We start from the raw sequence: 12,853 nt of genomic DNA, 5'->3' as shown, positions 1-12,853 counted from the left end.
GACTCAGGCGGGATAGGTGTGGATCTCGGCCCTGTGCGTGCCCCGCGGCGCGCGGGCGAACTTTGCATCGCAGGTGAGCAGCGGCTGTTCCAGCACCTCGGCCAGCGCTACGTACGCGGCGTCGTACACGGTGAAGTTGTGTCGAAGAGTCAGCAGCCGCGTACCGAACGGCGCGACGTCGTATCGGTTGATTCGAAGTGCCTCGTACTGACCCGCCATCCGCCGCGCGCGATCCTCGCCGATCTTGCCGCCCTTGACCATGCCTGCGACGGCCGAGAGCACCTCGACATCCAGATGTGCGGGTGCGCTGAGTTTGCGGCCGGCGGAGACGATGCGTCGACGCAGCAGATCGTCGTCCTTGTGCGCCTGCAACAGGCGGACCACCACGGACGCATCGACAACGGTCACCAGGAACGTTCCGACGCGATGTAGCCGCGGATCTGCTCGAGATCGACATCCACCGGTTCCTCTTCGGCGATACGAGCGACCACCTCGGCGTTCGACATGAGGGTGGCCTCGTCGTGCAGCACGTCACGGACGTATGCGGACAACGACTTCCCCTCGCGCGCTGCCCGATCCCGCAACACTGCGAGGTCGTCACGGTCGACGTCCCGTACCTGAAGAACCTCAGCACTCATACTGAGCAGTATATTGCAACGTTCATGCATATTCGCAATACAATTGGCCCCCGGCGCGGTGGACCTGTCATGCTGAGGCGACGATCACGGCCACCGGAGAAGGACCGAAAACGCCATGACCAGGACCGACTTCGACATCGACACCTTCCTGGCCGGGCCGCTGACGGCCCGGGTCGCGACCAACGGACCGACCGTCCGCCCGACCTGGTTCCTCTGGGAGGACGGCGCCTTCTGGATCCTCACCGGACCATGGGCGCGCCTCGCCGAACACGTCCGTGCCGACCCCGCGGTCGCGCTGGTCGTCGACGAGTGTGACGTCGTCACCGGGACCGTCCGCCAGGTCGTCGCCCGCGGCCGCGCCGAGATCCTGCCGTTCGACGTGCCGCGCGGGCGCCGGAAGCTCGCGCGCTACCTCGGCGACGACGAGTCCGCGTGGGACGCCCGGTTTCGCCGGTACCTGTACGACGACGCCGACGAGCGCGGCACACGCTGGTTGCGCCTGCGCCCGGAGTCGATGACGGCACAGGACCTGAGCTACGTGGTCCGGTGACGCCGCAAGGTCACCCACGAATGTCAGGGATGTCTGAAGTTTCCGCACATCGCCTTGTCCGGCCAGGAGCGCGGCCGACAGCATCGGCACACACCCGGGGTCGACCGTCCGGCGACGCACCCGTCATGCCGGCGTCACCTCGGTGCTTGCTGACCGCACCCGTTCCCCCGGAAAGGCAGGGCAGCACATGACCGGCTCCCGGTTCACCACGCCACCCGAACACCTCCCCGGCCACCCGCGCCCGCGTCGACGACGGCGCACCCTCGCGGCCGGCGCCGCCACGGCGCTCGTCGCGTCACTCGCTGTCGCCGCGGGCCCCGTCGCCTCGGCCGACGACGAGCGTTCCGGCATCGAGCTCTCCGTCCTGTCCGGACGCCCGGACACGGTGACCAGCGGCGACGCGCTGGTCCGCGTCTACGTCCCGCAGAACGCACCCTTCCCGCGGGTGAAGGTGACGCTGGACGGCACCGACATCACCGACGCGTTCACGCCCGACCGTGACGCACGTACACTCACCGGTCTGGTCACCGGCCTCGACGAGGGCGCCAACCAGCTCGAGGCGACCGTCCCCGGCGCCGGCGGCCGCCCGTCGGGTGAGCTCACGCTGACGAACCATCCGGACGAGGGCCCGGTCTTCTCCGGACCGCACGAGAAGCCGTTCGTCTGCGAGACCGAACGGTTCACCATGCCGGTCGTCGGCGGCGACCTCGGGGCGCCGCTGGACGAGAACTGCTCGATCGAGGACCGCGTCGACTACTTCTACCGGACGACCGGCGGCAACTACGCTCCCTGGCCCGACGGCGCCACCGGCTACCCGGACGACCTCGCCACCACGACGACGTCCACCGGCGACGAGGTCCCGTTCATCGTCCGGATGGAGACCGGCACCGCGAACCGCGCGATCTACCAGACGACGGTGCTGCACGACCCGCTCGCCGGACCTGCGCCCACCCCGTCCGCACCGTCCGAGGCCTGGAACGGAAGGGCGATCTTCACCTTGGGCGGCGGCTGTGTCAACGGCTGGTACCGGCAGGGCAACCGGACGGGCGGCGTGACGAACGCCCACATGCTCGGGCAGGGGTACGCGCTCATGTCGTCGTCGCTGAACGTGTTCGGCACGAACTGCTCGGACCTGCTCGCCGCGGAGTCGGCGATGGTGACCAAGGAGGAGTTCGTCGAGCGCAACGGCCCGCCCCGGCACACCATCGGGTACGGCTGCTCCGGCGGTTCGTACCAGGCGCATCAGATCACCGACAACTACCCCGGGATCTTCGACGGCATCGTCGTCGGCTGCTCGTTCCCCGAGGTCGGTTTCGGCACCGTCAACTTCATCACCGACGCCTGGCTGATCGATCACTACATGAACACCGACAGCGCCGTCGAGTGGACACGTGAGCAGAAGCGCAGCGTCACCGGGTTCGCCACGTACGCCACGGCACCGAACGTGGCGAACGGCGCCCGCCGCATCGACCCGCGCGTGTTCTGCGGCGTCGTGCCGACGGAGCTGCGCTACGACCCCGAGACCAACCCCGGTGGCGCGCGCTGCGACGTCTACGACCACACCGTCAACGCGTATGGCACCGACCCGGAGACCGGGTTCGCGCGGCGTCCGCTGGACAACGTGGGCATCCAGTACGGGCTCGGTGCGCTCCACGACGGCAGCATCAGCGTCGAGCAGTTCCTCGACCTGAACGAGAAGATCGGCGGGTTCGACGACGACGCGAACATCGTCGACCGTCGCACCGAGGGCGACCCGGTCGCGATCGAGGCCGCCTACAAGACCGGACGGTTGACGAACGGCGGCGGCGGTCTGGCCGACGTGCCGATCATCGACTACCGCGCCTACACCGACGACCGCCCGAACGGCGACATCCACGTGAGGTACCACACGTTCTCGATGCGGGAACGGCTCGAGAAGGCGAACGGCACCTCCGCGAACCACGTCAGCCTGCTCGAGGACAACCGATACGGCGGGTTCAGCACGAACAGCCCGCTGCTGCGCCACGCCCTCAAACAGATGGACGCCTGGCTGACGAACCTGGGCACGGACGACGGTTCCACCGGCGACCGGATCGACGAGATCGTCGCTGCCAAGCCGGAGGCTCTGGTCGAGGGATGCAACACCCGCGGCGCGGACCCGGAGTTCATCGCCCAGCCGCTGGACCGTGACCCGGACAGCCGCTGCGAGCAGCTGTACCCGTCCGCGTCGTTCCCGCGCGAGGTCGCCGGTGGCGACGTGGCCGCCGACGTCATCAAGTGCCAGCTCAAGGCACCGGACCCGGCCGACTACGAGGTCGAGTTCACCGACGAGCAGTGGAGCAGGCTCACCAGCACCTTCGCCGGGGGTGTCTGCGACTGGTCGAAGCCGGGGGTGAAGCAGCAGGGCCTGGCGGGGACCTGGCTACGGTTCTGACCGCTGCCGCGGCGTGACGATGGTGCCGGTGGGGCTCAGCTCCACCGGCACCATCGGCCACGGCTCACAGTCAACAGGTTCACGTCCGGACCCAGTTGTGCGGTGCGCGCCTGGATTCGTATGCCGCCGCCGGCAGGTCGTCGGCCAAGCGCAGCGACCAGCTGAGCATGCGCTCCATGAGCTGCTGCCGGACGTCGGCGAGTTCCGGGTCGTCCCAGCGGTCGCACAGTTCCATCGGGTCGGCGGCGACGTCGTACAGCTCGCGTCCACCGTCGACGTGCCACACGAGCTTCCAGTCCCCGTGCCGGACCATGCGGCTGGTCCCGCTCTGCGTGACGGTGTTCAGCTCGTCGTAGGTCGGCCCGTCGTAGTCGAAGTGCAGTGGCGGGCGCTCGTCCGCGCCGTACGGCAGGCCACCGTAGCCGCGTTCGGCGACGACGCTGTCGAACTCCGCCTCCGGGTACGCCTCGCCGGTCAGCAGCGGCCACAGGCTCCGTCCCTGCACACCAGTGGGGATCGGCGCGCCGACCGCCTCGCAGACGGTCGGGAACACGTCCACCAGCGAGACGAAGTCCGTCGTGTCGTCACGCGCGAGGACACCCGGACCACGGACGACGAACGGGACACGCATCAGCGCCTCCGGCATGCCGGCGCCCTTGCGCTGCAACCCGTAGTCGCCGACGTAGTCACCGTGGTCGGCCACGACCAGCACCACCGTGTTCTCCAGGTCACCCGCCGCGTCGAGATGGTCGAGCAACCGGCGGATCTGGTCGTCGATCAGGCGGAGCATCCCGCAGTACGTCGCCCGGTACCGGCGCCATCGGTCGTCGTAGCCGGGTCGTTTGGCCTCGACCACGTCACGCAACCACCGCCATGCCCCGCCCTTGGCCTCGGCGGCCTCGGGGCCGCACGCCCGCTCGGGCACCTCCTGCTCGTCGAACATCGAGAAGTACGGTTCCGGCGCCTGGTACGGGTTGTGTGGCTCGGGCATGGAGACCCATGAGAAGAACGGCCGGTTCCGGTCCCGCCGGTTCAGCGCGTCGATCATGTCCGAGACGATCCGGTGCGGAAACTGCGTCTCCAGCGGGAACGGCGTCGGTTCCGCGGTCGGCCCGTGGTCGATCGCGGTCATCCACGCGGCGAACTCGCGCTGCTGCTCGTCCCGGTCCGGGCCGTGCACGTGCCCGTACGGCCCGGCGAACGTGTCGAAGTGCTCGGCGCTACCGCGATACACGTGCGTCTTCCCGGCGAAGTGCAGCGAGTGCCCGGACCGCCCGAGCACGTCCAGCAGGTCGTCGCCGCGCACCACCTCGTGCACGGCACTGTTCTGCCGCACCCGGTGCGTCGACGGGAACCGGCCGGTCAGCAGGCTCGTCCGAGCCGGAACGCAGGCCGGGGCGGTGGTGTAGGCCCGGCGGAACCGGGTGCCCGACCGGGCCAGCCCGTCGACGTACGGCATGGTGTCGAGCTCGAACCCCTCGCCGGCAGTGAACCCGGCCCGGTGCTGGTCGGTCATGACCAGCACCACGTTCGGCGGTGCACTCATGTGCCGTCGCCCGCCGCATCCCGTGCCCGGCGCTGCTCCTGGCGCAGCTCCTCGTGGGCCAGCGCCCGGCTCGGCCGGGACACGGCCGCCCGGATCACGTCCACCGGAAGCTTCGGCGTCCGGTCGTCGGTGACCAGGCCGTTCGTCTCCTGCAGCGTGTCGGTCAGCTGCGTGTAGCAGAACCCGGCCACGCCCGGGGCGTCGAGTAGAGCACCGACGAGGTCGGCGAACGCCGAGCGGAACTCCTCCGCCGACTCGACGGCCCGGTACCCGTACCACTTCTCGCCGGACGCGGGCACGTAGGACAGCCCGCCGAACTCGGTGATCACCAGCGGCCGCCCTGGCCGGTCGGCGTCGTTCAGCGTGATCCGTCTCGCCGCGGGTCCGGTGCCGGCCAGCGTGCGCTCGATCGCGTCGGGGCTTCCGTAGCGCTCGTTCAGCGCGGCGCCCGTCGTCGCGTAGTCGTGCACGCCGAGGATGTCGCTCTCGGTGTGCTCCCAGCCATCGTTCGAGATCACCGGCCTGGACGGGTCGAGTGCCCTGGTCAGGTGGTAGAGCGCGGTCGCGAGGTCCTGCTGCCGGGTCGACGTGGCGATTTCCGGGACGCCCCAGCTCTCGTTGATCGGCACCCAGGTGACGATGCAGGGATGCCCGCGATCGCGACGCACGACGTCGATCCACTCGCGGGTCAGCCGCTCGGCGGAGACGGCGGAGAACTCGTGCGCGTTGGCCATCTCACCCCAGACCAGCAGGCCGAGCCGGTCACACCAGTACAGGAACCGTGGGTCCTCCACCTTCTGGTGCACCCGCACACCGGTGAACCCCAACTCTTTCACCAGCTCGACCTCACGGCGAAGCGCATCCGCGTCCGGCGCGGCGAGGTGCGAGTCGGGCCAGTAGCCCTGTTCGAGGACGAGGCGCAGGTAGTACGGGCGTCCGTTCAGCGTGAACGCGCCGTCGCGCACACCCACCTCGCGCACGCCGACGTAACTTCGCACGCTGTCGGCGACGGAGCCGGCCGTCAGTGTGACGACGGCGTCGAGCAGCGTGGGCGACTCCGGCGACCACCACAACCGCCGGCCGTCGGCCGCCGACAACGCCGGCACTGCGACCGTGAACCTGGCGTATTCGCGGTCCGTGCGCATTCGCTGGCGCGCCAGGGGCGATCCGTCGTGGGCGAGTTCGACCTCGACGTCGGCCTCCCCCGCCTGCGCATGACCGCCGAGCCACACCTCGACGTCGACCGCTCCCTCGGACGGACGGGGCGTGAACACGACGTCGCGGAGGTAGGTGCCGGGCACCCGCTCGAGCCAGACCGGCTGCCAGATGCCGCTGGTGCGGTCGTAGAAGATCCCGGAGGGTTCGGCCGACCAGGTCTGCTTGCCCCGAGGCTGCCCGGCATCGCCCGGCTCGTCGGTGGTCCGGACGACCAGCGACTGGGTGCCGGACGGGTCGAGCGCGTCGGTGACGTCGACGGTGAACGGCGTGTGCCCGCCCTCGTGGTCGACCAGATGTGCACCGTTGAGCCACACGCGGGCCCGGTAGTCCACCGCGCCGAAGTGCAGCAGCAGCCGATCACCGCCGGCAGGGACGGGCGCGGTGAACTCACGCTGGTACCACAGGACCGGGTGACGGGTCCGGTCGTGCACGCCCGAGAGCTTCGACTCGGGCGGATACGGCACCTCGATCGTCGCGTCGAAGACACCCGGCGGCGACTCGAACCAGCGTCCCCGCTCGCCCTCGTCGTCATCGTCGAACGCGAACCGCCAGGTTCCGCAGAGGTCCCTCCACTCGTCACGCACCAGCCGCGGACGGGGATGCAAGCTGTGTTCCGGCACGTGCTCCTCGCTCCTTTTCACCGTTGTATACCGCGTGATCATCAGGGGATCGCTACCGCCACAGCGCTGGTTCTCCCCTGATGATCACCCGCACAGCAGCGTCACCGCCGCTGCAGGGCCCTGAAATCGTCCACCCAGTAGCCACGAGCGGACATCCCGTTGCCCCGAGGCTTCACCGTGTACGCCGCGTACACACTGTTGAGCAGCCACGGCGGCTTGTTCGGTCCGAAGTCCGTCGTCATCGGAACGTCCTGCCTGAAGCCGTAGGTGGTCACCGCCAACCGGCCAGTGCTGCGGTACAACTCCACCTGATCGCGCAGGAAGTCCGACTGCTTCATGAACCAATCGCTGCTCGTCAGGAAGTCCTGCCACTCGCGCTGACCGACCGGGTTCTCGATCGCCGCCCGGATGAACTCCCAGACCAAGGTTCCGGGGTCGTAGCCGTACTTGCCGGCGAACTCGGCCGACAGCGGATCCCGCATGTGCTGCCGCCAGTACCACACGATGGAGAACTCGGTGACCAGGAACGTCTGATCCGGACGCATCCGCGGCAGGATGTAGTCGAGAAAGGCCTGCACGCGTGCCGGGTCGGGTACGTGCGGGTGGATGTCCACCCCTGCGATCTCCGGAGTCTCCCGGACGAAGGTCATCCAGCGTTCGACCGCTTCCGTCCTGCGCCCGGGGAGGTCGAGCCGGTTCAGCGCACCCATGTAGAGGTCGGTGCCGCATTCCGGTCCGCAGTGCTCACGGCGGTACTCGATGACGTGCCGTGCGACGGCCTCGTAAAAGACGTTCAGCCGCTCGTCGCGTTCGTCCTTCAGGCTTTCGATGAACGGCTCGTTGCCGATCGTCATGATGTCGACCTCGCCCATGACGGTCGGCAGGACCTGGTCCAGTCGGGCCAGCTCCGCGGCCATCTCGTCGCTGCCGGGTTCGGGGAACGACTTCCGGTTGTACGGGAACTTCAGGGCCAGAATGGTGTTGAATCCCCGATCCGCCGTCTCGCGGATGCTGCGGATGGCGAAGTGCTCGGCCGGGTCGCCGTCGTCGGTGGCCGGCATCGGGTAGAAACCTCGAACCCACTGGGCACCGGCCTCACGCAGCTCGCGGTAGTTCACCGAGTCGAGGTTCTGGTTGAAGTTCGCACCCAGCGCGCCGTTGGCGACGCGGGACGGCCCGGCGGCGCCGTCCGGCCGGGCCTCGCGGTCGGGGTCGTTCGCGGCGCCCCCGGCGTGAGCGGCGGTGGTGACGGCGAGGGCCGCCGTCAGTGCGGTGATCGACAGCTGGCGCAACATGAGCATCATCCCTCGGTCCTCGACGAAGTCGGTCGCATCGGGTCGATGCGTTGAGCGCCTCATGTTTGCGCTAACTTGACCCCTCCGTCAAGACCCCTGTCGAGAATCCTTCGCCGCATCCGTCAGCGCGCGGGCAGCGCCCGGCGGCACCGCAAGGGCGCTGCGGTCAGCGCTCGGGGGCCGCCGTGGAAGCGCGAACTACCAGCTCAGGGCGGACGAACCGGACCGTGTCACGGGTGACGGGCGCGGCCTGCGACGATTCGATCTGTGCGATCAGATGCTCGAGTGATCGCCGTCCCACCGCGCCGAGATCCTGGCGGACGGTGGTCAGCGGCGGGGTGAGGTACGGCGTGAAGTCGAGGTCGTCGAACCCGACGACGCTCAGATCGTCCGGAACCCGCCGTCCCAGTTCGTCCGCCGCCCGCAGGACTCCGACCGCCATCTGGTCGTTGGCGACGAAGACGGCGGTCACGGAGGCGTCGGTCAGCAACTGGCGGCCGGCGGCATACCCGGACTCCGGCGACCAGTCGCCGACAGCGGACTCGGGGACGACCCGCTTCGAGCGCTTGAGCGCACGCTGCCACGCGGCGCGACGCCGTTCGGCCGGATTGGAGTCCGGCAGCCCGGCGACATGGTGCACGGTCGCGTGCCCGAGATCGATCAAGTGGCCGACCGCGGCACGCGCTCCGGCCGCCTCGTCCATGCCGAACGTGGGATGCTCGTGTGCGGATCGGCTGTCGACGATGACCACCGGCACCTCTTCCGGAAGCTTCAGGTGCGGGGTGTCCAGGATCCGCGCCTCGATCACGATCACACCGTCCACCGCGCGGTCGGTGAGACCCCGGACTGCAGCACGGACGTTCTGCTCGGTCGGGTCCTCGACCACCGCAAGACTCACCGAGTAGCCGCGGGCCTGGGCGCCGGCCACGACGGACTCGACGATGCGGATGTTTCCGACAGCGCTGAGCTTGAACATGACGACGCCGATGGTGCCGAACCGGCCGGTGGCCAGCGCCCTGGCCGCGATGTTGGCACGGTAGCCGAGCCGCTCCATCGCCGTCTCGACCCTGTCGCGGGTCTCGGCCGTCACCCGGTCGTGCCCGTTGACCACTCGGGAGACCGTCTGACCCGAGACGCCGGCAAGCTTGGCGACGTCGGCCATGGACGCTCCACCCGAGGCTCGCGTCCCTCGTGGTCGCACCACGGCGCGCCGTCTCCTCTCGTCATGACGTCCGTACGTGAAAGCACGGGCGCTCGGACCGCTGCGCGCCACCCCGGTCGCCGGTGACCTCCGACCGTGCCCATCAAGCTGCGGTCAGGTCATTTCCTGGTGGCGAATTCCCTCGAAGTCACTCAGGGACGTGTCGTAGTCCTTGCCGCCGACAGGATACATCGAGGTCATCCAGTGGTGGAAGTTGTCGCCAGAGGCACGGAGACGCTCGTACAGACGCTGCAACAGGTCGGCTCGCACGTCACGCAGCCCCGGATCCTCGTATCGGTTGCACAGCTCGTCCGGGTCGGCACCGAGGTCGTAGAGCTCGTTCACGCTCTCGGGGTTGACCACCAGTTTGAAACGCTCCGTGCGCAGCATGCGCTGTGGGTACGGGAAATGGTGACCGTGGAACTCCGCCGTCATTTCGGTACGCCAGTCGGCCGGCTCCTCCCCCATCGCGAACGGCACCAGGCTGCGACCGTCCGCCTCGGGATCCGGCTCGATGCCGGCGAGATCGAGAATCGTCGCGGTGAAGTCCACCAGGTTCACGAACGACGTCGTCGACGTGCCGCCGGGGGCACCGGGGACCCGAAGCAGCCCGGGGATCCGGTAGATGTCGTCGTACATCGCCGGACCCTTGTCGTGCAGGCGGTGCGCCCCGGTGAACTCGCCGTGATCCGCGGTGAACGCGACCGCCGTGGTGTCCCACAGGTCGAGGCGTTGCAACGCCTCGATGAGGCGGCCGACCTGGTCGTCGATGAGGCTCACGTAACCCCAGTAGGCGGCGACGAGCCACCGCCAGGTGTCCTCGCTCAGGGTGTCGTGTGTCCAGTGCTCGCTGTATCGCCGTTGGACCGGCGGCTTGTTCTCGAACGTCTCCGCCAGCGAGGCCGGCAGCTCGACCACGTCCGGCGAATACATCTCGAGGTACTCGCGCGGCAGCAGATACGGCAGGTGCGGACCGTAGAAGTGCGTGGCCATGAAGAAGGGGCGCTCGTCGCGGTGGCGGTCGAGTGCGTACTGCTCGAGCCGTTCGATCGTCCGGTCGGTGAGGTAGTGCTCGAAGGTGGCCTCCGGCGGCTGGTGCAGTACCCCGGCGAGCAGGTTTCCCGGTTCACCGTTCGGGAAGGTTCCGCGCACCCCGTCGTCGACGACGGGCTGGGGCAGGTCGTTGTCCTTCAGCCAGGTCAGGTAGTCGGGGTGGCTCACCGGGTTGTGCCAGCCCGGGAGATGCAGTCCGTCGAAGCCGAACTCGCCGGGGCCACGACGCTTGCCCACGTGCCACTTGCCCTCGATTCCGACGTTGTATCCAGCGTCGCGTAGCCGCCGCGAGAACGGGACGAACTCGTCCGACAGCTCCTCGGAGTACCCGACGTTGCGCTCGTAGTTGGCGAGCAGCCGGTGCCGGAACGGCAGCACGCCGGTGAGCAGACTCGCCCGAGCCGGCGTGCAGATGGCCGACGGGGTGAAGCAGGCGTCGAACCGCGTTCCGCCGGCGGCCAGGGCGTCGAGGTTCGGGCTGGCGACGTGTGGATTGCCGTAGCACCCGAGGGTGTCGACTCGATGCTGGTCCGTCATCAGGAACAGCATGTTGGGCGATCTGTTCATCCCCACCTCCGGAACGTTATCGCAAACATATGTACGCATGATGGCATTGGCAACGTCGCTGGACAGCTTCCTGCCTGTTCGAACGCCATATGTCCGTCCTCTTGACGCCTTATGACAACGGCCGTAGGTTATCGCAAACATGGTCCGGGCGCCGACGGCCGGGCACCCCGGGGGGCGGACGCGGACAGGTCGGTTGACCACGTCGATCAGAGGAGTCACCCAATGGGGCAGCATCGCCGCGACCTCGGGCGTCACATCAGCCGGCGCCAGCTCATCGGCACCTCGAGTGCCGCCGCGCTCGCGGCCGTACTCGCCGGATGCACCGGTGGTGGGCAGTCGAGCGCCGGCAACGGTGGTGGTGGCGGCGGCGGAAAGAACGGTCCACTGCAGTGGTGGGACCAGTTCCGGCCGCTGACCGACCTGTTCGAGAAGGATCTCTTCGGCGCCTACACGAAGAAGCACCCCGACGTCGAGGTCGAGCGTCGGCAGATGCCGGCGGCCGACCTCGGTCAGGCACTGCAGATCGCGCGGCGCAGCAACCAACTACCGGACGTCCACTCCACCGCCGGACTCGGCAGTTCGACGGCCGCGCTCGTACGCGAAGGATGGTTCCAGCCGATCGGTGGCTTCGTCGACGTCGCCGGGAGCCCGGTCGGTGACCTCCTCTACGACGGCATCCATCGGTTCGACGGCGAGATCTACGGTTTCCCGGCGTTCTCCGGTCGCTGGCACGAGCACGCCCCGTGGTTCAACACCGCGTTGCTCCAACAGGCCGGCGTCGATCCCGAGGAGGAGCCCGCGACCTGGGACGATTTCCGTGCCGTCGCCCGCCGAATCACGCAAGGCACCGATGACGGCGTGTTCGGAATGGTGATTCCGATGAAGGAACCACCGTTCCTGGACACCCTGGTGAACAAGTTCGCGATGACCGCCGGGGCACCCGGCCCGGGCGGCGTGGACTGGGCAACCGGCGAGTACGTGCTCGACTCCCAGGAGTACGTCGATGCAGTCGAGTACCTCGTGTCGTTGCAAGAGGACGGGGTCATCCACCCCGCGTCCGCCTCGATGGGCCCCAGGGACGCCCGAGCACGTTGGGCAGCTGGACAGGCAGCCATCTACCCGTGGGGGCCGTGGTTCATCGGCGGGTTACTCGTCGATGAACCGGAGGCCGTCGAACGTGGCGTCGGCGTCTGGCACATTCCCACCCCCCAGACGGCTCGCAACTTCATCTACGAAGCGCCGCAGCCCGGGACGTTCTGGGTTTCGGCCGAGTCGGAGCAGCCCGAACTCGCCGCCGAAATACTCCTCCAGATGACGACCAGAGAGTTCCAGGCCGAGCTGGCCGCGGCGATGGACGTCTTTCCCGCGCTGATCGACGTCGTGGCCGACGCGGACGTACACCCCGCCTATGCTCGGTGCGCCACCTACTTCCAGGAAGACATCCGGTTCGGCCCGTCGCCCGAGGTCGGCAATCCCGGCGTCGCACGGGTGAACTCCGAGATGCGTGACGTGCACCCCAACGTCGGAGAGATCGCTCAGTCGGTGCTCACCGGCTCGGCCTCCGACATCAAGGGCGAACTCGCTCGCTACAACGACAAGCTGAGCGCCGAACGCGAGCGCGCGTTGAAGGCCGTCCAGGAGGACGGCGCCGAAGTCGACCTGAACGCCTGGGTTTTCGCGAACTGGGATCCGAACACCGACTACGACCAGACGGCCTACGGCCAGCGCTGATGACGACGATCCAGCAGCGCG

10 protein-coding genes are annotated in these 12,853 nt (G+C 68.6%); 3 read left to right on the top strand and 7 right to left on the bottom strand.

Features of this window, described 5'->3' with window-relative positions; genetic code table 11:
- Positions 1–3: 3 nt before the first annotated feature.
- Positions 4–408, bottom strand: coding sequence for a type II toxin-antitoxin system VapC family toxin (locus tag CLV30_RS03855; RefSeq protein ID WP_276319978.1), 405 nt, complete (start codon positions 406–408; stop codon positions 4–6).
- Entirely contained in the window at positions 405–638 is a 234-nt protein-coding gene (locus CLV30_RS03850) for a FitA-like ribbon-helix-helix domain-containing protein (protein ID WP_205740449.1), read from the bottom strand. Before CLV30_RS03850 ends, CLV30_RS03855 begins: the two co-directional genes overlap by 4 nt.
- 115 nt (positions 639–753) lie before the next feature.
- Here CLV30_RS03850 and CLV30_RS03845 point away from each other — a divergent pair, with 115 nt between their 5' ends.
- Both CLV30_RS03845 and CLV30_RS03840 read left to right on the top strand, forming a co-directional pair.
- A complete protein-coding gene (locus CLV30_RS03845) occupies positions 754–1,188 on the top strand; it encodes a pyridoxamine 5'-phosphate oxidase family protein (RefSeq protein WP_106535853.1) in 435 nt (144 codons plus the stop codon).
- Between the two features lie 187 nt (positions 1,189–1,375).
- Complete coding sequence (locus CLV30_RS03840; RefSeq protein ID WP_205740450.1) at positions 1,376–3,601, top strand: DUF6351 family protein; 2,226 nt, start codon at positions 1,376–1,378, stop codon at positions 3,599–3,601.
- A 79-nt stretch (positions 3,602–3,680) separates the two neighbouring features.
- Here the strand turns inward: CLV30_RS03840 and CLV30_RS03835 are convergent, their stop codons facing one another.
- From CLV30_RS03835 to CLV30_RS03815, 5 genes are all read right to left on the bottom strand, one after another.
- Positions 3,681–5,147 (bottom strand): sulfatase family protein, encoded by a 1,467-nt coding sequence (locus CLV30_RS03835; protein WP_106535852.1) that lies wholly within the window; start codon positions 5,145–5,147, stop codon positions 3,681–3,683.
- Positions 5,144–6,985: a glycoside hydrolase family 2 protein gene (locus tag CLV30_RS03830; RefSeq protein WP_205740451.1), complete on the bottom strand. Its 1,842-nt coding sequence runs from the start codon at positions 6,983–6,985 to the stop codon at positions 5,144–5,146. The genes CLV30_RS03835 and CLV30_RS03830 overlap by 4 nt, the downstream gene beginning before the upstream one ends.
- A gap of 101 nt (positions 6,986–7,086) precedes the next feature.
- A complete protein-coding gene (locus CLV30_RS03825; protein ID WP_205740452.1) occupies positions 7,087–8,289 on the bottom strand; it encodes a hypothetical protein in 1,203 nt (400 codons plus the stop codon).
- A 157-nt stretch (positions 8,290–8,446) separates the two neighbouring features.
- Positions 8,447–9,442 (bottom strand): LacI family DNA-binding transcriptional regulator, encoded by a 996-nt coding sequence (locus CLV30_RS03820; RefSeq protein WP_106535850.1) that lies wholly within the window; start codon positions 9,440–9,442, stop codon positions 8,447–8,449.
- Between the two features lie 153 nt (positions 9,443–9,595).
- Complete coding sequence (locus CLV30_RS03815; RefSeq protein WP_106535849.1) at positions 9,596–11,101, bottom strand: sulfatase family protein; 1,506 nt, start codon at positions 11,099–11,101, stop codon at positions 9,596–9,598.
- Between the two features lie 222 nt (positions 11,102–11,323).
- Between CLV30_RS03815 and CLV30_RS03810 the strand changes: the two genes are divergently transcribed.
- Positions 11,324–12,832 (top strand): ABC transporter substrate-binding protein, encoded by a 1,509-nt coding sequence (locus CLV30_RS03810; protein WP_106535848.1) that lies wholly within the window; start codon positions 11,324–11,326, stop codon positions 12,830–12,832.
- The last annotated feature ends 21 nt before the right edge of the window (positions 12,833–12,853 follow it).

Source organism: Haloactinopolyspora alba (genome assembly GCF_003014555.1).
GTDB lineage: Bacteria > Actinomycetota > Actinomycetes > Jiangellales > Jiangellaceae > Haloactinopolyspora > Haloactinopolyspora alba.
Note: the sequence above shows the minus strand (reverse complement) of the source record. Positions and strands in the feature narration are given on the sequence as shown.

Coding starts and splice junctions, on each gene's coding strand:
- CLV30_RS03850 (WP_205740449.1), bottom strand. CDS start 638: ATGAGTGCTGAGGTTCTTCAGGTACGGGACGTCGACCGTGACGACCTC.
- CLV30_RS03845 (WP_106535853.1), top strand. CDS start 754: ATGACCAGGACCGACTTCGACATCGACACCTTCCTGGCCGGGCCGCTG.
- CLV30_RS03840 (WP_205740450.1), top strand. CDS start 1,376: ATGACCGGCTCCCGGTTCACCACGCCACCCGAACACCTCCCCGGCCAC.
- CLV30_RS03835 (WP_106535852.1), bottom strand. CDS start 5,147: ATGAGTGCACCGCCGAACGTGGTGCTGGTCATGACCGACCAGCACCGG.
- CLV30_RS03825 (WP_205740452.1), bottom strand. CDS start 8,289: ATGATGCTCATGTTGCGCCAGCTGTCGATCACCGCACTGACGGCGGCC.
- CLV30_RS03820 (WP_106535850.1), bottom strand. CDS start 9,442: ATGGCCGACGTCGCCAAGCTTGCCGGCGTCTCGGGTCAGACGGTCTCC.
- CLV30_RS03815 (WP_106535849.1), bottom strand. CDS start 11,101: ATGAACAGATCGCCCAACATGCTGTTCCTGATGACGGACCAGCATCGA.
- CLV30_RS03810 (WP_106535848.1), top strand. CDS start 11,324: ATGGGGCAGCATCGCCGCGACCTCGGGCGTCACATCAGCCGGCGCCAG.